We start from the raw sequence: 23,456 nt of genomic DNA, 5'->3' as shown, positions 1-23,456 counted from the left end.
AATCCATGTTATTTTCGTTTATTACTAAATGGGCGATCAAGCGTCAGCTAAAAAGAAGACAGAGCGATGGGTTTTGTCCTTTCGGAGGGGCTAAGCGTTTGGTATTGATGGCTCAGGGCAAAGATGTTCAATCTCTTCTTCCCGGTATTCAGGAGATGGTTCGGGCGGGTATTGATGTCACGTTGGTTATAGATACACATCGCAAAGACAAGGTATCGGTAGAGGTTCCCGGATGCAGTCCGATACTTGTTTTGCAGACTTGTTGGTTGTTAAAAAGACCGACTCGGACTTTCCTGAGAAATTTTGACGATAACGATGGAGATGTGTTGATCGATGTGTCGATTTCTAAATCCTTGCCTTTATTATATTTGGCCGTACGTTCCCGGTCTATTTTTAAAATAGGAGTACCCAAAGGAGAAAGCAATCCGTTCAATTTGCAAATTCTTTTGCCGGAGTCGTCTCCCCGGGGAGGAGTAGCCGAAGATGGTGATACCGGAGTAGGTAGGTCGAAACCGAATGCCGGCGAGTTGTTACAGAGTGCTCTTTTTTATTGGAAGAAAATTGGTGTAAAAGAGAATAATCTGTAATTTTGGAATCGATATTTAAGAGGATATAAAACTATGGCGAGAATCAATTTAAGCGGAATGGGAGTGGCACTTATCACGCCTTTCAAAGAAGACGAAGGTATCGACTTCGAAGCCCTTTCGCGACTTATTGAATATTTGATACAAAATGGAACCGATTATCTTGTCGTGTTGGGAACTACTGCCGAAACTCCTACATTGACCGAAGAAGAAAAAACGGAGATAAAAAGATTTGTAGTAGAACGTACGAAGGGCCGTATTCCTCTCGTCCTCGGGTTAGGTGGAAATAATACGAGGGGTATTATAGACCATTTGAAAAAAGACGATTTTTCGGGCTATGATGCCATTTTATCGGTGGTTCCTTATTATAATAAGCCCTCCCAAGAGGGAATATATCAGCATTATAGTGCAATCGCTCAGGCGTCTAAATTGCCGGTTATTTTATATAATGTTCCGGGGCGTACCGGCGTGAACATGAATGCCGAAACGACATTGCGCCTTGCCAAAGAATATCCTAATATAATCGCCATCAAGGAAGCGTCTGGAAATATTACTCAGATGGACGATATTATTAAAAATAAGCCTGCCGATTTTATGGTCATTTCGGGAGACGATGGTATTACTTTCCCGTTGTTGACTTTGGGGGCCGTAGGAGTGATTTCTGTTATCGGGAATGCTTTCCCGAAAGAGTTCAGCAAGATGGTGAGATTAGCGTTGAACGGAGATTTTCACAATGCTTTGTCTATTCATCATCGCTTCACAGAATTATTCAGCCTATTGTTTGTCGATGGAAATCCGGCCGGAGTTAAATGCTTGTTGAATGCTATGGGATATATCGAGAATAAATTACGATTGCCACTTGTCCCTACCCGTATTACGACTTATGAGAAGATCAGGGCTGTCTTGCAAAGTCTACACTATATTCCGTAAAATTTTTATAAGAAACAGAATGCGAGCCTTGTTCGGTAATAAGTGAAAGATTGATATATTTTCCCAAGAAATGAGATTTCTGTAAAAATAATTGGGAAAATAGATGATATATCCGAAAATTATACTTTAATTTGCTCCCGTATCGAAGCTATATGTGCTTACACAGAGATTCTCTTCTGTGAAAAAACGGGAGATTATTTATTTTAAGTTCATAAGAGTATCCGATGCGGAAGTTTTAATTTTATTCATTTATTTTTTTCTTATGAACATTTATCTTGGAAACCTCAATTATGGGGTTAAAGAACAAGACCTTCAAACCTTATTGGAAGGTTTTGGTGCAATCGATTCGGTAAAAATTATCGTGGATCGTGAATCTGGTCGCTCAAAAGGTTTCGGCTTTGCCGAGATGTCTGATGACGAAGCTGCCAAACGGGCGATCGAAGAATTGTCTGGTAAAGAATTTGCCGGTCGTGCATTGGTCATTAAAGAAGCTCGTCCGAGAGTTTAAATTTCACAAGACTCTTTGTATTTAGATTTACAATAGATTCTTTGGTGCGCAATCTGAAAAGATTGCGCTTTTTTTGTAAAATCAGAATTTATTCCTTCCCCCTGTGTCGCATAGCGATGGAATATACAAAGACAATCCCCGCTAATTATAGACTAAGCCTATTTTTTCGCAAAAGAATTCACGATAAAATAGATCGTATTTATTTGGGCTGGTGGGGTCGAATGGGTATTTTTGTACTGAAATAAAAATCGGTAATATTATATAGAAGAATAAAGGAGGAGATGCACAGCTCGGAAGTAAAGGAGGATACACACGATTCGTTTCGTCGTATTACCGCAGAGGTAATCTGTGCGGGAGAAAATGAATTGCGGGTTCGTGTTGCGGCTCCCTCTTTACTCGGGGAAATGCCGGTGTGGATTCATCGGGACAGGGTGAATAGTGAATTCGACGAAACCTTGTGCTTGTTGGAACCCGGTTCTAAATTGAATTTGGTAGACGTTATTATAGTCGATGGCGGATTGCTCCCTCGTTTTCTTATATTGGAACCCGATTATTTGGTCGATGCCAGTGCGTTAGCCGAGTGTGTGCAGGAATATGGATCGTGTTGGCAACGTTATTTTTGGAATCGTATACGTCCCAAGACGATAACGGATTCTATTTTGTTGGGTAATGCCGTTAATTTGATTTTTGATGAACTGATAACGTCGAAAGATTTTCGGAGTGTAACTTTCGATTCCTTAATGCCGAAAATTTTTGCTCGTTACCCGATAGAATTTGTCTCGGCAAAGTCGGTAGATAGAAGATTTTTTCAGAATCTCCACAGTCAATTCGAGACATTGAAACGTATTCTGAGTACGGATTTTTCTGCTTTGGGAATAGACCGCCGAAAAGCGATGGTCGAACCTTCTTTTATCTGTGAGGCTTTGGGATTGCAGGGCCGTCTCGATTTTTTACAAGTGGAAAACGGCCTCTGTGGTATTGAGTTGAAAGCCGGCCGCCCACCTTATCCCGAAAACGATTTGTCGAAAGTGTCGTTTCCACATCGGGCTCAGTGTGCTTTGTATCAGTCGATGATACAAGGTGTACTTGGTATAAAATTGGAAAACCAGCATTTCTATTTGTTATATTCTCGAAATTTGAACCCGGAAGGTTGCTTGCGTCCGGTGAAAACATCGACGAGGGAATTGCAGAAACTTTTGAATTTGAGGAATAAAATTGTGTCTGTCGAACGGGATATATCTCGATATGGATATGTCCAGGCTGAATGGTTGGTAAGTCGGCTGACCGCCGATAACCTCATTCCCCGACCCAGTCTGTTTACCGAGCGGTATATTCGTCCTGAGATAGACTGCGGCCGCAGGAGATTGGAGCGACGAGACGATAACGATTTGGCTCTGCGATATTTCTATCGGTTTTATGCGTTTGTTTCGCGAGAACATTATTTGTCGAAAATCGGCTATCCTTCGGGTAGCGGAATATCCGGCGTTGCTTCTTTGTGGCGAATGACTCGGGACGAAAAAGAGAGGGAAGGCTATATGTTCTCAGGACTACGGTTGGTTCGAAACCGTGCGGCGGAAGATATTCCCGAAGTCGAATTTATTTTGCCGGGAAATACGCCGTCTCCCGATTTCAGACTGGGTGATATTGTTTTGTTCTATGTGTGCGATACCGATGCCGATAGAGTATCTACCCGACAAGTTTTCAAGGCGACGATCGCCTCTATGACAGCCGACCGTGTCGTGTTGAGATTACGGGATAACCAATCGTATGCCGAGGCATTGCCGATAGCTTCTTGCTATGCGGTAGAACACGATTATGTAGATTCTTCGTTTTTGTTACAGTACAAAGGTTTATATACGATGTTGGATGCCTCTCCGCATCGCAGAGGTTTGTTGGTTGGTGAGGCGGGAGAGTCGCCAGTCCGAAATATGTCTCGTCGATTGTCCTATGAATATGACAGTCCCGATTTGTCCCGTATTTTATTAAAAGCTCTGCAAGCCGAGGATTATTTTCTGTTGGTCGGGCCTCCGGGAACAGGAAAAACTTCGGTGGCGTTGCGGAATATGGTGAGGGAGTTTTTGGCTATTCCGGATTACCAGATTTTATTGGTGGCTTTTACCAACCGTGCGGTAGATGAAATCTGCGATAAGTTGGAAACGATAGGTGAGGTCGATGATTATATTCGGGTAGGACAGACTCTTTCATGTGATGTCGCATACCGTTCTCACTTGCTGTCCGAGCGCATGAAGCAATGTCGGAATAGGGAGGAGGCGAACCGTTCGATACACTCTTGCCGCGTGTTTGTGGCTACCTTGTCTTCTTTGTCGGGGAAGATGGAGCTTTTTAATCTGAAACGATTCGATGTGGCTATTGTCGATGAGGCTTCACAGATATTGGAACCTCAACTCGTAGGGCTGTTATCTGCCAAGACACCTACGGGACGGGATGCCATAGGTAAATTTATTTTGATAGGAGACCATAAACAGTTGCCCGCCGTTGTCGTGCAGTCTGCGGAAGAGTCTGTTATCACCGATGAACGGTTGCGTTCGGCCGGGTTTGTCGATTGTCGTATTTCGTTATTCGAGCGGCTGTACCGGCGATTGCCCGAAGGTTCTCCTTTTGCCGATATGCTCGATTGCCAATGGCGAATGCATCCCGATATTGCATCGTTTGCCAATACTTATTTTTATAAAGGGGCGTTGCGCGATGGAAATGCCCCCCATCAAATATCTTTACTGCCTTTTACGAATATGGGCGATGATAAGTGGGAAAGAGTAATCGCGACGAAGAGGACGGCTTTTTTCCCGACGAAGACTCTTTGTGCCGGGAAAAAATATAATAATGAGGAGGCTTGCAAAACCGCAGCCATTGTAAATGCTTTGTATAGATTGTACGAACGTAACGGGTTGGAGTTCGACGAACGGTCGGTGGGAATCATTACTCCATACAGGCATCAAATAGCTCGAATCCGTCAGGAACTCGATAAATTCGGTATTTCTGCATTCGATGCTATTCGTGTCGATACGGTGGAGCGGTTTCAAGGTTCTCAAAACGATTGCATCATCTACTCGTTCTGTGTGAACGACGAGTCGCAATTGGAGTGGTTGCCGAGTTATACGGAAGAGTCGGGACAACTGATAGACCGGAAATTAAACGTTGCGTTGACTCGTGCTCGGCGTCAGCTTTTCGTTTTGGGAAATTCGCGACTGTTGTCTCGGAATCCGATTTACCGGATTTTGATAACGCATTTGGAAAATATATCGAGTGAATAGTATGAGAGGGGAAGAACGGAAACGTGCCGGTAGAAACAGAACATTGTCTGTTACGGGCGAGGAGGTGGAACAGTTGAGGGATCTGGTCTCGACTTTATCGGATATCGAGCGGGGAGAAAATGTACTCAATAAAATAATACATGCCGATTTGTTGGCGATTATCGATCGAATCCCGAACGGTTTCGCCGACTTGGCGATTATCGATCCACCGTATAATCTGACGAAAGATTTTCATGGCATGAAGTTCGAGGCTATGGATAACGGGGCTTATATCGGTTATCTCGAAACTTGGTTTTATAAAGTTTGCGAAAAGTTGAAGCCGGACGGTTCTCTCTATCTTTGTGGCGATTGGAAATCCACATCGGCTTTGCAAACTGTGCTTGAAAGAGCCGGTCTCTCTATCCTTAACCGAATAACTTGGCAAAGAGAGAAAGGTCGGGGAGCAAGGAATAATTGGAAGAACGGAATGGAGGATATTTGGTTTGCCGTGAAGGATCGTAAGAATTATTATTTCGATGTCGAGGCTGTGAAAATGAGACGCCGGGTAATCGCTCCTTATCGGGAGAACGGACAACCGAAAGACTGGGAGTGTACGGAACAGGGGAATTTTCGTTCTACTTATCCTTCGAACTTTTGGGACGATATAAGCATACCTTTTTGGTCTATGCCCGAGAATACCGACCATCCTACACAAAAGCCGGAGAAGTTGTATGCCAAATTAATTTTGGCTTCGTCGGAGGTGGGCGATGTTGTTTTCGACCCTTTTATGGGGAGCGGGACGGCAGCCGTCGTAGCGAAAAAGTTGAACCGGAACTTTTGCGGCATAGAGCTTAACGAAGAGTATTGCCTATGGGCGGCGAAGCGTCTGCTTCTTGCCGATGGGAACAAGACGATTCAGGGCTACCGGGACGGTGTGTTTTGGGAGAGAAATAGCGGGGCGATGGGGTGACCTTTTCGTGATGGTCGTTCGTTCATGGAATAGAAATAGCAAAAGTCCGATTGAGGTATTTTCAATCGGACTTTTTATCGCATGCTTCGAGAGCGATCGAGAGCGTTTCTCTTTCTCTATTGGATAGGTTCTGCACTTAAACTAAGAGCCAACGTGCCTCCTCCGTACGAGATACTGACTGCCAATTTGTATTCTGTGGTTGTCTTTTTATAAATTCCATAACCGTCTTCGTCTACGAATCCGGCAGCTGTCAGTTTGGCGCAATATTTGGTTTTAAGCGATTCTTCACATTTGTAATCCATTATGATATATTGTAATATTCCATAGGTATCGTCGTAGCGGTGGTTTTCCAATTCACCGTCGTACTCCGGGAAATTGGTGAGGAACGGATACTTTTTTACTTCTGCTGCCCATGTGGTTTCTGATAATTGACCACCCAGACTTTCGTCATCGTCTTTTTCTTTGTCGTCGCAGCCGATGAATGCCATCATCAGCAACATTAGCGGACATAGCCATAAAATCTTTTTCATATTGTATGTGTTTTGGATAAAGTGATTCGTTAAAAACTTATTCCTATCGAGAACGCCAATCCTGAAAGAGTTTTCGATTTGAGGCGAAATTCCTCGTCGTCGAAGGGCTTCATGCGTTTGCCTATATAACCTATGTTGGCGAATACATAATTTTGATAACCGAACTTGTAGGCTATTTCCACACCGGTTCCGAATCCGTAATCGATACCGGTTAAATCGGATCCGAAGTAAAGCCCGCCCAAAATTTTGGCATACGGGACGAGATAGATAGGGCCGCATTTGACGGGTAATTGTCCGCCGATATTAAGGTCGAGGTCGAAGACATTGTGCGAATGGGGCTTTACGATTTCATTAGCTCCTTCCCATTCTGTCTTTTCGGTTTTGACTTTTAGAAGAGAGGCGGTGACTTCGTAGGTCATGAATGTGAGTATGGTGCGTTTGAACGCTATGTTGTACGACATGTCGAACGCATCATTATTGAAAGGATAAACGAGCCCTATATAGATCGATGTGCCGAATCCGTAACTTTTTGAGATACCGTTAGGCTCGATTCGACTGGCTTTGATATTTTCCGCAGCGCTCAACCGCCAGCGTCCTTGCTCCATGATCCATCGGGTGGAGATGTTTTTGTTGCCTGTGGTATATATAGCCTCGGCGGTCCTGCCGATGGAATCGAGAGCGGCCACGGTCGAAAAAGTATAGTTTCTCCCGGAGAACTGGCGACAGATAATATCGGACAATCCTATACGGATACCCTCCAACGGTTGCCCTTGCTCGAAGCACGATTTCATGGCATCTGTGGCAGCATCGGAGGCTGCATTGACCAAATCATAAAACGTGTTGGCCGAGATGTTCGATACATACCGATATGAAACGAATGGCATGACTGCCTGATAGGACGATTGGGCTGCTTTGAGCATGGCCGATGCTCTATTCGTGACTTCTGTTCGGGTAAGCAGGGATTGCGGATCGGTGGAATAATTTTTCAGGAAATCGTCGATGGCGTGTACCGGAATAGCAAAATTGGTATTTTCCCGGTCGGATGCTTTCCACGTATTGATTCCTACCACGGCAAATCCTGCGGCTGCATTTTCATCTCTTATAAGTAAGGGCCCGCCGGAACTGCCGGCATCGACTTGTGCCGTGTGTTGCACCAAAGGCAGTTCTTTTCCGTTGGTCAGAGATTTGATTTGGGCACTGGCATTCGATACGATTCCTTGCCCCAGCTGCCAAGAGGGTTTGTCTCCCAATGCGGGGAATCCGGCGCTGAATACGGGTGTGCCGTCGGTTATGCTCTTGTCTGTTATATCGAGCGTGGGAATATTGACCTCTTCCGGCAGAGCGATGAAAGCGACATCGAAGTCATCGTGCACACCCACTACGGGGCATGTCGCGAATGTTTTGGAACTGTTGTCCGGTAAAGAAAATTCGACATCGACGGTTTCGGCTTGTTCTACCACATGACGGTTGGTGATGATGTATAACCGACCGTCTCGTTTATCCCGGTAGGCAAATCCGGTCCCGAACGACCCTTTCCCGTAATTTTGCAAAATGTCGGCTGCCGCATAGAATCCGTCTTTACGTAACGATTTGCTGAAATCGGTAAGGAATGTTTGGGTACTTTCACTGAAATTGGGTCGAACGATCGCTATGGATTCGCGTAGGTTCTCTGCTGTCGAAGTAAAGGAGATTGTCGCAAGAATCGATAGGAATAGCAAAGTTCTCTTTTTCATGTTTTGCAGTATTAAATATTCTGCAAAAAAAGAACGTATTTAGAAGAAAATTCTTGAATGAATTCAAGAATTACCCCCCCTTTTTTAATTAACTATTTTTAACTATTTTCTTTCGGATATGGCTGATGGTTTCGGGGGTGACGTTTAAGAAAGAGGCTATTTTACACAGCGGTATTTCTTGTTCTATTTTGGGATAACGGGTTGTCAGTCTCCGATATCGCTCTTCGGGAGTTTTGCAGTAACTTTCCAATAGGCGGGAATAAACCATTTCGTAAAGGTTTTCAGCCATGAGGCAGTTATAGCGTAGGGTTTCCATATCGGTGTTGTAGAAATCGTGCAATGCTTGTCGGTTTACAGAAAATATCGTGGAGGGTTTCAATGCGACGATGTTCACCTGTGAAGCCGAGTGTCGCATGAAAGAGGTATAATCGGCCACGAATTCGTCGGGGAAGACAAACCCCACGTAATGTTCCTTTCCTTCATTGTCGATGTGAGTATAGGCGAATGTGCCATCTTTGATTAGAGCGGCTTGGGACGAATACTCTCCTTGTCTTGCAAAAAAATTACCTTTTCGATAATGTTGTAGCTCCCCGTGTTCTTCGAAGAATCGCTTTAATCGGTCGAAATCATTACTTTCGAGATAGGTGTTGAATTTTGTCATGTATCGAAATGATAAGGTTTTGCAAATATAGCCACTTTTTTGAACGATGTATAGGACTGAGCTATAAAATGTCTTTTTTGTACAAGGTCATTTCACATGCCGTACAGTCGAAATGCAGTTGAAGCTTTTGTCCTTTATACAATAGGGTGAGGGGGTCGGGAAATTTGTTGCCGGCGGGTGTCTTTTTGCATATTCCCAGCATATAACGAATACAGTGACGGGTGAACATGAGGGGAACTCCCCTCGAAGGTTTTATTTCGAAGGCCGGGTCTATACGGGTAACCCCGTGTTCGCGATAGAATTGTTCGGCAAGTCGGTTAGATACGTTGCCGAGGTAAGATAGCTCTGTCTGGGGATAACATACGGTTTTGTCTTCCTCTTGTCGTTTCTCGGTTCGGTAGGCAATGCGTCTAACACGGTCGAGAGATTCGACCGCTTTTTGCCTGAGTTTTGAAAGTACGGAGGCCGGTATGAAGAAATTGTCGGGCAGGTCGATGTCTATTTTCAGGGCCGAGTAGGCGGTCGTTCCCAATTTGCCGAGCTGTTTCTTTTGAGTTTCTTGCTGAGGGGTTCGGGCGGTTTCGTGGGGTGCGTCTTCCCGTATGGTCGTGTGATTGCCGCATTCGTCTTTCATGTAAAGGGCATATCCTCCGGGAACGGCATAGAGGGTTATCTCTACATCGATTCTTCTGTCGGCGGAAGGGCGGGAGAGTCGTTTGTCAAACTCGAAGTCGAAGTTCCGATACAGAACCGTGTGAGGGGTTATCTCGATTCGGGAGGCCGGGAAGATTCGGTTCCCTTCCGCCCGATTTACCCGTACACCCTCGAATTCCCCTTTGTTATTGGCGAAGCATAGTCCGTCTCCGTTGTGTATGGAAGTGAGTCCGGCGATCGTAAATGTGTTTTTATCGGATTGTTTGACTTTTCCTACGTATTCACCCAAAGATTTCGGGGTGTCGGGCGAGGCGATAGGTTCGGGCGTTCTTCCGTCCAAAAAATAGTGGGTGAATCCTCGGTTGAAACTTTTTTCGAGCCGGGGTGTAAATTCTATCGAAGAGTGTCCGGTCGAGGCTGTACGGTATTCGGGACGGCGTTTGAAAATCTTGTCGAGTTCCTGCCTGTAATAGGCCGTACAGTTTTTTACGTAGGCCATGTCTTTGAGTCGTCCCTCTATCTTGAAAGACGATACGCCTGCATCGAGAAGCTCCTCCAATCTGTCGCTTTGATTGAGGTCCCGAAGCGAGAGCAGATGCTTGTCTTTGGCGATGACATTGCCTTTCCCATCTATGAGGGTATAGGGAAGCCGGCAGTATTGGGCGCATTCGCCCCGGTTGGCACTGCGTCCGCACATCGCTTCGCTAAGATAGCATTGTCCGCTGTAACTGACGCACAGGGCTCCATGCACGAAAACTTCGAGCGGGACTTGTACCGATCGGGCTATCTCGTTGATTTGCCCCAGCGAAAGTTCGCGGGCCAGTACGACTTGTGAAAATCCGCATTGTTCGAGGAATTTTACTTTCTCGGGTGTGCGATTGTCGGCTTGTGTGCTGGCATGCAGAGCTATGGGGGGAATGTCGAGCCGGGTGATACCCATGTCTTGGACAATGAGTGCATCGGACTCTATTTTGTATAATTCGTGAATGAGTCGTTCGGCGTCGCGCAGTTCGTCGTCCCGTAAAATGGTATTCAATGTGATGTACACCCGGGCATCGAATCGATGGGCGAAGTCGATGAGTCGGGTTAAATCGGCGATGCTGTTACCTGCGGTGGAGCGTGCCCCGAAGCGAGGCGCGCCGATATACACGGCATCGGCGCCGTGGAGAATCGCTTGCTGCCCGATTTCGATGTTTTTCGCCGGGGCTAATAGTTCTATGCGACGTACGGTTTTCATTGTATATCGTTCAGGTTATAGGGCGTTTGTTGATATACGAAATAGTTCAGCCAATTCGTGAAAAGCAGGTTGGCATGTCCCCGCCAGTTGACGATCGGATTGTTATCGGGATTGTTGTCGGGATAGTAATTTCGGGGGAGGGCAATGTCGAGGCCTTTCGCCAAATCGCGGCGATACTCGATGTCGAGCGTGAGAGCCGAATATTCGGAGTGCCCCGTGATGAAAAACTCTCTGCCGCAACGAGCCATGACCATATAAACTCCCGCATCCTCCGATTCGGAAAGGATTGTCAGGGATTTATCCTTTTCGATATCGGCTCGGCGTACCTCGGAATATCGGCTGTGAGGAACGTAAAACAAGTCGTCGAATCCTCTGAAAATAGGATTTCGCTCGTCGTATTTATGATGGGCGAATACTCCGAAAAGTTTTTTATCCAACGGGTATTTGGGGATTCCGTAAAAATGGTACAGTCCGGCCAAAGCAGCCCAACAAATATAGAGAGTAGAGGTAACGTGTTTGTGCGCCCAGTCGAAAATCTCGACTAACTCGTTCCAGTAATCGACCTCCTCGAATTGTAATTTTTCGACAGGAGCGCCTGTGATAATCATGCCGTCGTAATTTTGACCCCGTATTTCGTCGAAGTCTTTATAAAATGTATCGATATGTTCGAGTGGAGTATTACGGGAGATGTGTCCCGAAACGCTCATGAAATCGAGTTCGATTTGTAAAGGCGTGTTGGAGATGAGGCGTAATAGGTCGGTTTCGGTAACTATTTTTAAAGGCATGAGGTTCAATATGAGTAACTTCAATGGACGAATGTCTTGTGTCGAAGCACGCAAATCGTCCATGACAAATATATTTTCGGCCTTTAATATTTCGACTGCCGGTAATGACGAAGGTATTTTTACGGGCATATTTTGTTATTATTTTAATCGAACAAAATTATAAAAAAATGAACGGTTTGGAAAATCTTTCTTGAAATAGTAATAAATTTTTGATAGTTAGATATTTATGATTTGTTTTTAATATTGAAATAAGCGAATGGAAATATATAATTCATAAAAAAGCAATATATTTTTTATGTTATAAAACATATTTATTGCGAATTTGTTATTATATTTGTAGCGTAAAAAGAGTAAAAAGAATCCGTTTTTCACAAAGGGTGGAAAACAAAAAAAGCTGAATTATGATGAAAGAACAAATGACAGTAGAGATGCTTCGGTATCAGATAGCGAAGTATCGAGTAATGGGAAATGGCGCCATGTGCCAAGAGTTAACAGCCTTATTACAAAAAAAATTGGCAGCTGCGGTTGCCTGATTTTAGAAGAAAGTACAAGCCGTGATAAATGAATACGGCTTGGTAAAATACATCAAGAGCGAAAATCTTAAACGGTCTTCGCTCTTGTTTTTTATAGTAATCTCCTTCTCCCTTGCCGTGTCCCGTAGCCTTACGGGGAGTCGCGTTAACGATATAGAGAAAACACCTAAGAAACTACTGTTTCTTAGGAGAGGGGTTAAGAAGAATAGCTTAGAAATTTATCAGTATGTGTAATCCACGCATGCCCTGTCGGCTTTATGCCCGGCGAGGAGTGCGGCAGCGGCTACATGTGCCGGGTGTTTTGCGTAGGTTTCTACATCTTCCATTTTTTCTACGACCGCAGTAAGTACGATATCCCAATTTTCGGACGGGTTTTCATTGATGCCCACTTCTATACTTTTAAGTACGTCGATAGTTAGGGGCAGAGCCATCAAAGCATCTTTGAATTTATTCGCTATCTCTTTGCGTTCTGCCGGAGTGCCGGTCAGTTTGAAAGTTACAATATGTTTTATCATACCGAAAATATGTTTTTATAAATTGTAGAGTCGTTCGCGGGCGGCTTGCACCTTTTCATCGGTGATGTAATCGTCGTAGTCCATCATTTTGTCGATGATACCGCCGGGAGTCAGTTCAATGATACGATTGCAGACGGTCTGTATAAATTCGTGGTCGTGCGAGGAAAGTAGCACATTACCCTTGAATCCTTGCAGTGTATTGTTGAAAGCCTGTATCGATTCGAGGTCGAGGTGGTTGGTGGGGGAATCGAGTATCATGGTGTTGGCGTTTTTCAACATCATACGGGCGATCATACAACGCATTTTCTCGCCTCCGGACAATACGGATGCCTGTTTGAGCAACTCTTCTCCCGAGAAGAGCATACGACCGAGAAAGCCTTTGAGATACAGCTCGCTGGTGTCCTCTGAGAATTGTGCCAGCCAATCGATCAGATTCATGTCCGTATTGAAAAACGAACTGTTATCGAGCGGCAGATAGGCCGTGGTGATGGTTTGTCCCCATTCGTAGGTTCCCGCATCGGCTTTCGCTTCGCCGTTGATGATTTCGAAAAGAGCTGTCATAGCACGAGGATCGTGAGAGATGAAAGCCACTTTGTCGTCTTTTTCGATGGAGAAGTTCACGTCTTTGAAAAGCAGAGTCCCTTCGATCGATTTTGCGAGTCCTTTGACTTCGAGAATTTTGTTACCCGGCTCCCGTGACGGAGTGAAAATGATACCCGGGTATCGGCGGGAAGAAGGTTGTATCTCTTCGATATTGAGCTTTTCGAGCATCTTTTTACGGCTGGTCGTCTGTTTCGATTTGGCGACATTGGCACTGAACCTCTGGATAAATTCGAGCAATTCTTTTCGCTTTTCTTCGGCTTTCTTGTTTTGTTGCTGTTGTTGACGCAGAGCCAACTGGCTGGATTCGTACCAGAAACTGTAATTCCCGGCGAAAAGTTGTACTTTGCCGAAGTCGATATCTACGGTGTGCGTACATACCGAATCGAGGAAGTGTCGGTCGTGCGAAACGACCAATACGGTATTTTCGAAGTTGGCGAGGTAGTTTTCGAGCCACATCACCGTTTCGAGGTCGAGGTCATTGGTCGGCTCGTCGAGCAGCAAGTTGTCCGGGTGACCGAACAATGCTTTTGCCAACAATACCCGTACTTTTTCCTTACCGCTCAAATCTTTCATGAGCATGTAGTGTTTGTTTTCCTTGATACCCAGTCCGCTGAGCAGGGAAGCTGCATCGCTTTCGGCATTCCAACCTTCGAGCTCGGCGAACTTCTCTTCGAGTTCGGCTGCGCGGATACCGTCCGCATCGCTGAAATCGGGTTTGGCGTACAAGGCATCTTTTTCCTGCATGATGTCCCATAGAACGGTATGCCCCATCAGCACGGTATTGATGACGGTAAATTCATCGAACGCAAAGTGATCCTGACTCAATACAGAAAGGCGTTCACCCGGTCCCAGAGTCACAGTACCGTGAGAGGGTTCGAGTTGATTGCTCAAAATACGCATGAGGGTCGATTTGCCGGCTCCGTTAGCTCCGATAATGCCATAGCAGTTTCCCGGAGTAAACTTTAAATTAACCTCTTGAAAAAGAACTCTTTTACCAAATTGAATACCTAAATTGTTAACCGTTATCATCTTTTACCTTTTCGTGTTTACCGGGTGGAACGGGGAGAGAGACGAATATCGCTCGATAGTGCCGAGGCCCGGTTCTTATTTTTTTCGATTGGCAAAGGTAGCTCTTTTTTTCGAGATATGAAAAGTCCTGTTTTTTATGAGGTTTATTCCGGGACAGGATAGTTTTTCTATATCATATCGGGGAGGAAGGGCTTTTGGCGATAATTTTACGGTTGACTTTTTTCCCGGTAGAGGTCAATCCGTTTATGATGTAGATACCGGGTTGCAGTTCGGTGAATATCTCCCGATGGTTTTCGGTAAATCGGCCGATGATTTGTCCTTGCAGGTTAAAGATAGTTCCCGATTCGATAAATTCGTCCTGTTCGATTTTCTCGATACCCATGTGGTCGTTCATACGGAAATATAGAGTTTGGGTCATTAAAATTTTGGAACCGTTAAATCCCCATACCGTTATTTCGTAGTTGGTATCGATATATATTTTGTCGAAGGTGTACGTGGTATAACTATTGTTGATGTTGTCTTCGAGGTTGTCTTCCCAAGTCTTATCTCTGTTTGTGTCGACGATTTTTATCGTATAGGTTTTTGCATCCCAAGCATGAAATCCCACAGTCAGTGTGCAAGATTGTGCATCCTGTACCTTTACATCGAGAATATCGATCTTCGGCTGGTCGGGGTATGTGCGGATAAAGAAAGGATAGTTGATTTCATAGGTTATTCCTCCATATTGGGTTTTGCAGTAAATATTGCAAATGACATCACCGTCATCGTTCCGTTTGTCCATATATTCCACAGTGGGTATTTCGATTGGGAATTGGGGACTTTCGCCGGTCGCGATGATTTTTGGACCTCCCTCTTTTTGGGCGATTTCGAAGCTCCATTGGAAGTTTTCTGCCGGGAAATCGGTGATGCATTCGAACTGGTATTTACGATTGAGTTCGTAATAGACGATGCCCGATCGGGGAATCTCGTTGTTGTTAACTTGGATTTTACTTAAAAAATCGTGGGAGTTGAAAGTCAATATTTCCGACTTTGCTGCAAATTCTCCGTAACTTGTTATTACAAACTCATAGTCAGTGTCGGTAAATAGCGAAGTTATGGTATATGTTATGTAGCTTTTATCTTCGTAGTCTTTCGGGTTGATATTTTCGTTGGTGATGTAGGGCAAATCGGGGGACCTTATATCCAAAGAATAGAACGGATCGCCCCATGACTTAAACCCGATGGTGAGATTACAGCGGTAGGGTGAGATGAGTTCTATACCAATAATATCTATGGTATGTTTTTCGGTTGCGTCGACGGTGAAAATCTTCCCTCCGAGTAGAATCAAAACGACGAATATAAATGCCTTTACTCTCATGGTTTCTATATATTTGTAGAATAGGTATAGCCAATTCGGAAATAAAATCTCCGTTTGCCTCTGCGCTCACCTTTCACTATATTTGTAGAATATAGGATGCGGCTCGGCATAGCCAAATAGGAAATGAGATTTCGGTTTGCCTCTGCACTCACCTTGCACTATATTTGTGAGTTTTCAAATATAAAAATTAGATTTAATAGATACAAATTTTATACTGTGAAATGCACAATAATTGAGTCCCTTTGTTCATAAAGAGTGATTCAAAAAAGTGTACCTAATATCCCTGTGGAGGTTTTCTTCGGTTGTAGAGAGCGCATAATGTTGTTTTCATACCATGTTTTGGGAGGCTCATTGTTTTGGTGAGCGCACTCGAATATTGGGTATAATTGGTCGTAAGTCATCGAATTTGCGATGATGTTTTTTAATTCGGCGGTATTCAAAGGAATGATTTTCATTCCGTTAATGCACTGCTCTCCATCGCTTGAATAGTAGAGCATTTGTTTTCGCCCCCGGAAATCCGAAATAACGTTTAGATGCAGGAAAGGGGTGACAAACAAGGCGTAGGCTTCCTGCCGATTGTTGCGTAAGAGAAAGTCTCCCAAATGCCGGGAGACCGGTTCCATCTCCATGCGGCGTTGTGCGTTGGCCTCGGCAAGGGTCGCTTCGATAAGCAGTGTGTGATCCGGGTAATCGGGAGTGGCATTGTATCGATAGGTAATGTCTTCCATACCACCGGCGGCGTGTGTTTTCGGAAGCAAATCGGCATCTAACGACAGGTTGAAGTAATCCAGAATGCGTCCTTTGCGATTGCTTATCTTGTACCAGACGATACCGACGATGTATTCGAAAATAGTGGGCACATCGGCGTTGTCGGTGACGAGCCTGCGGATATTGATGTCGTTGCGGGTTTCGAAGTCGGACAACAGTTCCAACAGAACGTGGTCGGGAAAACGGGCATCGATGAGCCGGTTGAGACGCTCGTGGCGCTCGTCGTCGAGAAAGGCGCGAATGTCGCTGAGCGATTGCGGGGCAAGGCCATACTTGTCTGCCAGTTTACGATGCAGGTCGGATTCTTCGATATCATAGCGAGGTATGATTTTTTCGAGGTCGCAATCGAGGGGCAGGAGCGGTGAGGTCGTGAAAGCGATTTCTTCGAGATTTTCGGCGCAAAGGTCGAAAAAACATTTCGGTACGGGGGAGAGTTCTACCCTGTTGTCTTTGAAAAGAACGGTATCGGTCGTCCCGAAATATCGGCGGTTCAGATCGAAATAATCAGACAAATTGGCTTTTACCTTGAAGAGATGCATCAATCGGAAGAATCTGTCTTTCAATTCAAATTCGTTTCGGCAATTCAAGATGGGAACATCGTTGAGCGAGGCGGATAGTAATTTCTTTATTTTTCCCCTGTTCGTCGTTTTGAAAAGGTGGTTGCACCACAACGCACCGATGCGAATGTTCCGGCAGGCTTGTAACAAATCGAGAATGGATTGAGCGTTGTTTCTATCCAATGACTCGATAGTGCGGTAGAGCGGGTAGTATGTGCTGTCGTATTGACGACTTTTGCGGTTGATTCCCGCTTGGCAAATCACATGTTCGGATACCGGTCTCTCCAAAAGATATAGCCTCGCTTCCCGGTAATTCTCCATCGTCAAGAGTGTATCGACGATGATTTCGTCGATTGTGATATCTCCTTTTCGCAATCGTTTTATGCAATCGACGATTGTTCTGAATTTTCGGGAAGTGGTAATGAGTGGCAGCAGGTAGGTGAACTCTTCTTGTGTGAGATATTCCAGCTGTTTCAAAGCGAGAACCAGTACGACGAACGGTCGTACGATTTCACCGTCTACGTCGTTGCTCGTTTTGAGCATCTGTTTGAAATAAATGTAGCTATCGGCCGGAATTTGCAGCAGATTATTCGGTCGGAAATCTCCGTTGGAGGTGATTTGTCGTAATGATTCTCCGGCGGCAGTCGGTCTTCGTTCGTTATCGATCAATCCCAAATCAATCAACCCCGATGTTTTTTCCCGGGCATCTTTGGGTTTGTTGGGTGCATCGCCGGTAAGAAAATCGTTGTCTTTCATGAAGTCGTAGTACAAAGATTGTATCTCGTCGTTCCCCGACCAAACGACATCGGTATGAACCTCCCAAAACTTGGAAAGAAGAGTCAATTGTCTTTCGATTTTTTGATTGAAATCGGCAGTCCTGAAACTCGTGGTTCCCATCGACCAACAATAGCTTTTATATGTACACATACTTCATTCGAAATTAGTGATTAGTACTTCGGTGGAATGTTTGCTCCTGTCCTTTTTGTGATAACTCGAATTGCTATAATTGTAATTCAAATCGTGACGGATATACATGGGATTCCGTTCTAACCATTCGGTCAATATCGTGTTTTCTTTGTCTCCGTTTTTCAGAACGTTCGACAAGGCGAATTTTATTCCTCTGTCGTTCGCCCGGTCGAGGTAAGCGAGCAGTTGTTTTTCGAGCCGGGCGTTCCAGCCGTTATTTTCGTTGTAGGTGGCGCAGGTTATCAAATAAGGGGGATCAGCATAAATGAGACTGTGTTCGGACAGCCCATCGAATGGAATTCTCCGAAAATCGTTGGACGACAGTTCGATATGGGGATTTTTGATGGCTTCGGCAAAATGCCTCACTTTGTTCCTCATGTTGTTATTGAAGTCGCGTTTCCCCACCGGAAGATTGAATTCTCTTTTTTCGTTGAACCGTATTTGATTGTTGAAGGCAAACACGATGAGGGTGAACAGCATGAAGAAATAACGGTCGTTCCTCCTTTTCATATTATTCAGCTCGCTACGCAGCCGGTTATATCCTTCCTTGTTATATGTACCCAAACCTCTCGCGCTTTCGCATTGGTAAAACGCATATCCGTTCGTGCGACTGTCCGACAGGCCGTACCGGTCAATGATGCCGTCGATTATCTCTAAAATCTGTTCGGTGGGGTATTGCCGGAATAATCTGAAAATGCGTATGACGTTCTTGTCCGAATCATTCAAGACGATTCTCTCTGCCGATGTGTTGATTCCTACGTTACCGCCACCGCAGAACAGGTCTACCAACACATCGATGTTTGCGGGAAACAAGGGCAGGATTTGCGGTAATAGCCTGAATTTTCCACCTGTATAATTGAGAGGTGATTGTATCCGGTTCGGAAAGTCTAGTGATTGTCGCATACACATATAAATAGGCGTTCTTGATGGTTTTTAATATTCGACTTTCCCGTGGTAAATGGTCTGTGGTCATGGGAAAAAACTTGTACTCGGCCTTTGGCTTCGAGTATACGCATGATGTCGGTATCGTCCATTTTTGCATTGGATCGCCCATTCCCTTTTTTTGCCATATTGTTGTATGACAGTACAATGTATCTCGTGTGTAGATTGTCGACGAGGTCGGCGAAAGCATCGACCGCCTTCATGGTACAAAAGTCGCTTTTCTTGTCTTTTTGGTTGAATTTTCCGGCTACTCCTTTTACCTCCGGTTTTTCCCAACGGACCAGATTTTCATAGAGATGGTAGGCATCGCAATACTGGCGGGAATTATAGGGCGGATCCATGTAGACGATGTCGGCATGCAGTGTTCGAGCCAGCGTGTTGCTGTTTTCTTGGTAAATTGCTACATTGTCATAGCTTCGAGCGTCTATTAACCGGAGGGTGAGGGATTTTTTTTCTATCTCCTTTCCTTGTATGTAGGCATCGAAATGTCCTACGGTGTTGGCTATCCGATCCATATTGTAAATGAGGGTGGAGAGTAGAATGTTATATTCTTTGTCTGTGAGTTCTCCTCGACGGTCTTCTATGTTCTGGCGAACATATCCTATGAGTTTCGAAACTCCATAATCGAAATATTTACCGCCGAAGTTTATTGAAAAATAATTGTCCTCCAAAGAGTTGCAATCGGTGTGATTATACTCGTCGAGGATTGTACATAATTTATCCCTGTTCCATTCTCCTTTTTCGAAGAAACCTTGATAGATGACTCGGTTGGCACAAAGCAAATCGTTGAATATCACTTGGTCGTAATAGGGTATTGCTTTCCCGGCCACAGCGCCGGTCCCGGCAAAAATATCGCAGAACGAATGCGCATCGGGGCATTCCCGCCGAATAGTTTCCATGATCCAATCGGTCAGTTTGGTTTTGTTTCCAATGTAACGGCGGCTTTCCAGCCCGATGGGGCGAGATATGAACGAGTTCATGAAGAACGAGATGTATCGCTCTCCGAGTCGGGCTTTTTCCTGAGCGACTTTCAGGGCTTCGATGGTATGGTCGGGATACTGCTCGCTTATTTCTAAAATTTTATCGCTTACTAATTGCAGGACTAGCAGGTTACTGTCGAGCCCGTAAGTTTCCGCTAATTTGATGAGTAAGCTCTCGGAAGGCATTCGTTTCCCATTTTCGACACGGCTCAACAGAGTCAAATCGATATTCGATTCGATAGCGACCTGTCGAAGTTGTAGCCCACGTTCTTCCCGTATAGTTTTCAATATTTTACCTATGGTATGCATGTTATCTGCGTTTGACAACGTATGGCAAAATTACAAAACAAATTCGAGCAGCACTTAACTTCTGGGATAAAAATTTTCTCTATTTGTGAAACCCGTTAGAAAAGGCTACTTTTGTCAGCAAATTGAGAGCTATGATGCGCATTGATATTATTACCGTATTGCCAGAGTTATTGCAAAGCCCGCTGAATTATTCTATTCTGAAAAGAGCCCAAGATAAAAAGTTGGTCGAGATCGTGGTTCACAATCTGAGGGATTACTCGTTGGATAAACATCGGCGAGTCGACGACTATCCATTCGGGGGAGAGGCCGGTATGGTCATGCAGATAGAGCCTGTGGATCGGGCTATCACTCAATTGAAAAGCGAGCGGAATTACGATGAGGTGATTTTTACAACTCCCGACGGAGAGCGATTCGACCAGCCTATGGCTAACCGTTTGTCGATGGCGGGTAATCTCATTATTCTGTGCGGTCATTATAAAGGTATCGATTACCGCATACGGGAACATTTCGTGACGAAGGAGGTGACGATAGGAGATTATGTCCTCACCGGGGGAGAGCTGGCCGCTGCGATCATGTGCGATGCTATCGTGCGTCTTATACCGGGAGCTATCGGTGACGAGCAGTCGGCTTTATCCGATTCCTTTCAGGACAATTTATTGGCTCCGCCCGTTTATACGCGCCCGGCGGAATATAAAGGTTGGAGAGTTCCCGATGTGTTGCTTTCGGGACATCAACGTAAAATCGACGAATGGAAACACGAGCAGTCACTCGAACGTACCCGACGCTTACGCCCGGATTTATTGGAATGACAACTCTTTGCTATTGAGTTCTATCTCGGTGAATATAGTTGCTCGTGAAGTGTGTGAAAGTATGTATGTAGCAGGGGTAATCGTTTGATCTTTTCTGGCTACTAACCGATGGAGCAGTTCTTTTTTTCGTTCTCCCACCAGAGCGATAAGGATTTCACGGGATGCTAAAATGACTTCTCCGGTTTGAGTAATTCGTCTTTGTCCGGTTGCCGGGTGTCGTGACACGGCGTAAAGGTCGTCCGATTTTAATAAATCGGTATCGTTATTGAATATGGATGCGATGTGCTCGTCTTCGCCGATGCCGAGCAGGGTACAGTCGAATTGTGGTACTCCGTTACTGTCGGGCAGCATTTCTGCGACCAATCGGGAGTATCTTTCGGCTTCTCGGTAGGGAATATCTTCTCCTTGTATTCTGTAAATGTGGTTCGGATTTATACCTACGGGTTTGAAAAACAGTTTTTCAGCCCAATGATAATTGCTTTCTTCGTTTTCAGACGATACGCATCGTTCATCTACCCAAAAGAAATGTACGTTTTTCCACCGTTTGGGATCATTATATTGATTTTTCCATATTTCGAAAAGTGAGCGAGCTGTCTCTCCTCCCGATAGGGCCAAGTAAAAAGGTTTCTTTGTACGTGCGGCAGCCGATATGAGTAAGGCGTTGGTGAGGGCTATCAGCGATTTAGTTGCGTCTGGATAGAATTGTACGATGGTTTGATTCATGATGTTGTTTATTATGTTATGGGTTGGGGGTGCAAACAGGTGCTTCGAGCACATACGGGTGAGAATATATATGGGTAATCTCGCGAGGTATCGGGCTACCGGCCGGATAAAATACGAGATTCTCTTCTTTTTCTTTTTCCCAGTGGTCGATGAGAGGGGCCAGATAGTGCCAGCTCAGTTCCAGAGCATCGCTTCGCGAATATAGTAGAGCGTCGCCTCGCATGGCATCGAGAAGAAGCCGTTCATAAGCATCCGGTAATTTATTCGGGATAAGTGAGTTGTAGAAAAAATCCATGCTCACTTGCTGTACCTCGAAGTTGGTTCCGGGCTGTTTTAAACCGAAACGTAACCGAATGCTTTCGTCGGGTTGTAGAGTAATGATGAGTTGATTGCAAGAGTCTCCGCAACATTGTCCCGGAAATAATGCCTGTGGCGTGGAACGGAAATGTATGATGATTTCAGACCTCTTTTCGGATAATCGTTTCCCCGTATAAATATAAAATGGGACATGAGCCCACCGCCAATTATCTATGTATAATTTTAGGGCGACAAAGGTTTCTGTCGTCGATTGCTTATTTACGTTCGGTTCTTCTCGGTATCCGGGAAGTTTTGTCCCGTTTAATTTCCCTTCGGAGTATTGTGCACGCAGTATGTTATGCGCTATATCGTCGGGAGAGAGTGGACGTAATGACCGGAATACTTTACTGATTTCATTGCGAATTGCTTCGGTTTCGAAAGAGGAGGGTGGTTCCATAGCTATAAATGCCATGATTTGCATGAGATGACTTTGTACCATGTCTCGCAGAGCACCGGCCGAATCGTAGTAATTACCTCGTTGTTCCACTCCTAAGGTTTCGGTGGCCGTTATTTCTATATGGTCTATGTAATTCCGATTCCAAAGAGGTTCCCAAATGCTGTTGGCGAAGCGCAGAACTAAAATATTTTGAACAGTTTCTTTTCCCAAAAAATGATCTATACGGTAGATTTCTCGTTCGGGGAATATTCCGCATAATAATTTGTCAAGTTGTTTCGCTTCATCTTCGTTGCTTCCATACGGCTTTTCTATAATGATTCTCCGCCAACCGTTTTTAGAGATGTTTTGTTGTTGGGCTTGTATGCAGATGGGGATAGTTGCATACATCTGAGGCGGCGTAGCAAGATAAAACAACATGTTATCTTCTATGCCGGCGGCATTGCGCAATTGTTCTATTTCTCTGAATAAAGCGACGTATGCATTGCAGTCGGTAGTATCGCAAGAGATATAGTATATTTCTCTAAGAAAGTTTTTTAGATAAGGATTATCCGTGGCATAGGTCTTTCCGTTCCCAATGATAGATGAATGCAAGGATTGTCGGAATTCTTCTGTACTTTGTTTTGTCCGGGAAACACCTACGATTAAAAATTTGTCGGGAAGAAGTTTCCTTTCGAATAGTTCGAATAACGAGGGTATGAGTTTCCGATGGGTTAAATCACCTGATGCTCCGAAGATAATCAGAATTTGGCTTTCGGGTATTTTATTCAT

At 44.8% G+C, this 23,456-nt stretch carries 20 protein-coding genes; 7 read left to right on the top strand and 13 right to left on the bottom strand.

Annotation, left to right across the window (positions count from 1 at the left end):
* Positions 1 to 5: 5 nt before the first annotated feature.
* The 5 genes from HMPREF9448_RS02780 (at position 6) to HMPREF9448_RS02760 (ending at position 6,243) form a co-directional block, all read left to right on the top strand.
* Positions 6 to 587: a DUF6913 domain-containing protein gene (locus HMPREF9448_RS02780; protein ID WP_008861069.1), complete on the top strand. Its 582-nt coding sequence runs from the start codon at positions 6 to 8 to the stop codon at positions 585 to 587.
* A gap of 33 nt (positions 588 to 620) precedes the next feature.
* Positions 621 to 1,514, top strand: coding sequence for a 4-hydroxy-tetrahydrodipicolinate synthase (gene dapA, locus HMPREF9448_RS02775; protein ID WP_008861068.1), 894 nt, complete (start codon positions 621 to 623; stop codon positions 1,512 to 1,514).
* A 262-nt stretch (positions 1,515 to 1,776) separates the two neighbouring features.
* Positions 1,777 to 2,022 carry an RNA recognition motif domain-containing protein gene (locus tag HMPREF9448_RS02770; protein ID WP_008861067.1) on the top strand — a complete coding sequence of 82 codons (246 nt, stop codon included), beginning with the start codon at positions 1,777 to 1,779 and terminating at the stop codon, positions 2,020 to 2,022.
* Positions 2,023 to 2,303: 281 nt separating this feature from the next.
* Positions 2,304 to 5,294 carry an AAA domain-containing protein gene (locus HMPREF9448_RS02765; RefSeq protein WP_008861066.1) on the top strand — a complete coding sequence of 997 codons (2,991 nt, stop codon included), beginning with the start codon at positions 2,304 to 2,306 and terminating at the stop codon, positions 5,292 to 5,294.
* Between the two features lies 1 nt (position 5,295).
* Complete coding sequence (locus HMPREF9448_RS02760; protein ID WP_008861065.1) at positions 5,296 to 6,243, top strand: DNA-methyltransferase; 948 nt, start codon at positions 5,296 to 5,298, stop codon at positions 6,241 to 6,243.
* A 116-nt stretch (positions 6,244 to 6,359) separates the two neighbouring features.
* Here HMPREF9448_RS02760 and HMPREF9448_RS02755 read toward each other — a convergent pair whose 3' ends face one another.
* The 5 genes from HMPREF9448_RS02755 to metA all read right to left on the bottom strand — a co-directional run bounded on the left by HMPREF9448_RS02755 (position 6,360) and on the right by metA (position 11,972).
* Positions 6,360 to 6,773 (bottom strand): hypothetical protein, encoded by a 414-nt coding sequence (locus HMPREF9448_RS02755; RefSeq protein ID WP_008861064.1) that lies wholly within the window; start codon positions 6,771 to 6,773, stop codon positions 6,360 to 6,362.
* Between the two features lie 29 nt (positions 6,774 to 6,802).
* On the bottom strand, positions 6,803 to 8,506 hold the full coding sequence (locus HMPREF9448_RS02750; protein WP_008861063.1) for a S1 family peptidase: 1,704 nt from the start codon (positions 8,504 to 8,506) through the stop codon (positions 6,803 to 6,805).
* A gap of 88 nt (positions 8,507 to 8,594) precedes the next feature.
* The gene (locus tag HMPREF9448_RS02745) at positions 8,595 to 9,167 is read right to left on the bottom strand and encodes a Crp/Fnr family transcriptional regulator (RefSeq protein ID WP_008861062.1); all 573 of its coding nucleotides are present in this window, start codon (positions 9,165 to 9,167) and stop codon (positions 8,595 to 8,597) included.
* A gap of 61 nt (positions 9,168 to 9,228) precedes the next feature.
* The gene (locus HMPREF9448_RS02740) at positions 9,229 to 11,058 is read right to left on the bottom strand and encodes a peptidase U32 family protein (RefSeq protein WP_008861061.1); all 1,830 of its coding nucleotides are present in this window, start codon (positions 11,056 to 11,058) and stop codon (positions 9,229 to 9,231) included.
* A complete protein-coding gene (gene metA / locus HMPREF9448_RS02735; protein ID WP_008861060.1) occupies positions 11,055 to 11,972 on the bottom strand; it encodes a homoserine O-acetyltransferase MetA in 918 nt (305 codons plus the stop codon). The genes HMPREF9448_RS02740 and metA overlap by 4 nt, the downstream gene beginning before the upstream one ends.
* Positions 11,973 to 12,244: 272 nt before the next feature.
* Between metA and HMPREF9448_RS14890 the strand changes: the two genes are divergently transcribed.
* Positions 12,245 to 12,376, top strand: coding sequence for a hypothetical protein (locus HMPREF9448_RS14890; protein ID WP_262483652.1), 132 nt, complete (start codon positions 12,245 to 12,247; stop codon positions 12,374 to 12,376).
* A gap of 221 nt (positions 12,377 to 12,597) precedes the next feature.
* Here HMPREF9448_RS14890 and HMPREF9448_RS02730 read toward each other — a convergent pair whose 3' ends face one another.
* From HMPREF9448_RS02730 to HMPREF9448_RS02705, 6 genes are all read right to left on the bottom strand, one after another.
* A complete protein-coding gene (locus tag HMPREF9448_RS02730) occupies positions 12,598 to 12,891 on the bottom strand; it encodes a Dabb family protein (protein ID WP_008861058.1) in 294 nt (97 codons plus the stop codon).
* Between the two features lie 15 nt (positions 12,892 to 12,906).
* A complete protein-coding gene (locus HMPREF9448_RS02725; RefSeq protein ID WP_008861057.1) occupies positions 12,907 to 14,523 on the bottom strand; it encodes an ABC-F family ATP-binding cassette domain-containing protein in 1,617 nt (538 codons plus the stop codon).
* 172 nt (positions 14,524 to 14,695) lie between these two features.
* On the bottom strand, positions 14,696 to 15,880 hold the full coding sequence (locus HMPREF9448_RS02720; RefSeq protein ID WP_008861056.1) for a hypothetical protein: 1,185 nt from the start codon (positions 15,878 to 15,880) through the stop codon (positions 14,696 to 14,698).
* A 260-nt stretch (positions 15,881 to 16,140) separates the two neighbouring features.
* On the bottom strand, positions 16,141 to 18,132 hold the full coding sequence (locus tag HMPREF9448_RS02715) for an AlwI family type II restriction endonuclease (RefSeq protein WP_040295829.1): 1,992 nt from the start codon (positions 18,130 to 18,132) through the stop codon (positions 16,141 to 16,143).
* 3 nt (positions 18,133 to 18,135) lie between these two features.
* A complete protein-coding gene (locus tag HMPREF9448_RS02710; protein WP_040295828.1) occupies positions 18,136 to 19,074 on the bottom strand; it encodes a DNA adenine methylase in 939 nt (312 codons plus the stop codon).
* Entirely contained in the window at positions 19,059 to 20,402 is a 1,344-nt protein-coding gene (locus tag HMPREF9448_RS02705; RefSeq protein ID WP_008861053.1) for a DNA adenine methylase, read from the bottom strand. Before HMPREF9448_RS02705 ends, HMPREF9448_RS02710 begins: the two co-directional genes overlap by 16 nt.
* 134 nt (positions 20,403 to 20,536) lie before the next feature.
* On the opposite strand from HMPREF9448_RS02705, the gene trmD reads away from it, so the two are divergent.
* Positions 20,537 to 21,211, top strand: a complete 675-nt coding sequence (gene trmD, locus HMPREF9448_RS02700; RefSeq protein WP_008861052.1) for a tRNA (guanosine(37)-N1)-methyltransferase TrmD — start codon at positions 20,537 to 20,539, stop codon at positions 21,209 to 21,211.
* On the opposite strand, the gene pgl is transcribed toward trmD, so the two are convergent.
* Together pgl and zwf are read right to left on the bottom strand one after the other, a co-directional pair.
* A complete protein-coding gene (gene pgl / locus HMPREF9448_RS02695) occupies positions 21,200 to 21,934 on the bottom strand; it encodes a 6-phosphogluconolactonase (protein ID WP_008861051.1) in 735 nt (244 codons plus the stop codon). The two genes, trmD and pgl, sit on opposite strands and share 12 nt — an antisense overlap.
* 16 nt (positions 21,935 to 21,950) lie before the next feature.
* On the bottom strand, positions 21,951 to 23,456 hold the full coding sequence (zwf, locus tag HMPREF9448_RS02690; protein ID WP_008861050.1) for a glucose-6-phosphate dehydrogenase: 1,506 nt from the start codon (positions 23,454 to 23,456) through the stop codon (positions 21,951 to 21,953).

It is taken from the genome of Barnesiella intestinihominis YIT 11860 (genome assembly GCF_000296465.1).
Lineage (GTDB): Bacteria > Bacteroidota > Bacteroidia > Bacteroidales > Barnesiellaceae > Barnesiella > Barnesiella intestinihominis.
Note: the sequence above shows the minus strand (reverse complement) of the source record. Positions and strands in the feature narration are given on the sequence as shown.

Bases quoted from the DNA above. Each gene is read 5' to 3' on its own strand.
- HMPREF9448_RS02765 (WP_008861066.1), top strand. From the start codon at position 2,304: ATGCACAGCTCGGAAGTAAAGGAGGATACACACGATTCGTTTCGTCGT.
- HMPREF9448_RS02725 (WP_008861057.1), bottom strand. From the start codon at position 14,523: ATGATAACGGTTAACAATTTAGGTATTCAATTTGGTAAAAGAGTTCTT.
- dapA (WP_008861068.1), top strand. From the start codon at position 621: ATGGCGAGAATCAATTTAAGCGGAATGGGAGTGGCACTTATCACGCCT.
- HMPREF9448_RS02745 (WP_008861062.1), bottom strand. From the start codon at position 9,167: ATGACAAAATTCAACACCTATCTCGAAAGTAATGATTTCGACCGATTA.
- HMPREF9448_RS02750 (WP_008861063.1), bottom strand. From the start codon at position 8,506: ATGAAAAAGAGAACTTTGCTATTCCTATCGATTCTTGCGACAATCTCC.
- metA (WP_008861060.1), bottom strand. From the start codon at position 11,972: ATGCCCGTAAAAATACCTTCGTCATTACCGGCAGTCGAAATATTAAAG.
- HMPREF9448_RS02705 (WP_008861053.1), bottom strand. From the start codon at position 20,402: ATGCATACCATAGGTAAAATATTGAAAACTATACGGGAAGAACGTGGG.
- HMPREF9448_RS02760 (WP_008861065.1), top strand. From the start codon at position 5,296: ATGAGAGGGGAAGAACGGAAACGTGCCGGTAGAAACAGAACATTGTCT.
- HMPREF9448_RS02720 (WP_008861056.1), bottom strand. From the start codon at position 15,880: ATGAGAGTAAAGGCATTTATATTCGTCGTTTTGATTCTACTCGGAGGG.
- HMPREF9448_RS02730 (WP_008861058.1), bottom strand. From the start codon at position 12,891: ATGATAAAACATATTGTAACTTTCAAACTGACCGGCACTCCGGCAGAA.
- HMPREF9448_RS02715 (WP_040295829.1), bottom strand. From the start codon at position 18,132: ATGTGTACATATAAAAGCTATTGTTGGTCGATGGGAACCACGAGTTTC.
- HMPREF9448_RS02755 (WP_008861064.1), bottom strand. From the start codon at position 6,773: ATGAAAAAGATTTTATGGCTATGTCCGCTAATGTTGCTGATGATGGCA.
- HMPREF9448_RS02770 (WP_008861067.1), top strand. From the start codon at position 1,777: ATGAACATTTATCTTGGAAACCTCAATTATGGGGTTAAAGAACAAGAC.
- trmD (WP_008861052.1), top strand. From the start codon at position 20,537: ATGCGCATTGATATTATTACCGTATTGCCAGAGTTATTGCAAAGCCCG.
- HMPREF9448_RS02780 (WP_008861069.1), top strand. From the start codon at position 6: ATGTTATTTTCGTTTATTACTAAATGGGCGATCAAGCGTCAGCTAAAA.
- pgl (WP_008861051.1), bottom strand. From the start codon at position 21,934: ATGAATCAAACCATCGTACAATTCTATCCAGACGCAACTAAATCGCTG.
- HMPREF9448_RS02710 (WP_040295828.1), bottom strand. From the start codon at position 19,074: ATGCGACAATCACTAGACTTTCCGAACCGGATACAATCACCTCTCAAT.
- HMPREF9448_RS14890 (WP_262483652.1), top strand. From the start codon at position 12,245: ATGATGAAAGAACAAATGACAGTAGAGATGCTTCGGTATCAGATAGCG.
- zwf (WP_008861050.1), bottom strand. From the start codon at position 23,456: ATGAATAAAATACCCGAAAGCCAAATTCTGATTATCTTCGGAGCATCA.
- HMPREF9448_RS02740 (WP_008861061.1), bottom strand. From the start codon at position 11,058: ATGAAAACCGTACGTCGCATAGAACTATTAGCCCCGGCGAAAAACATC.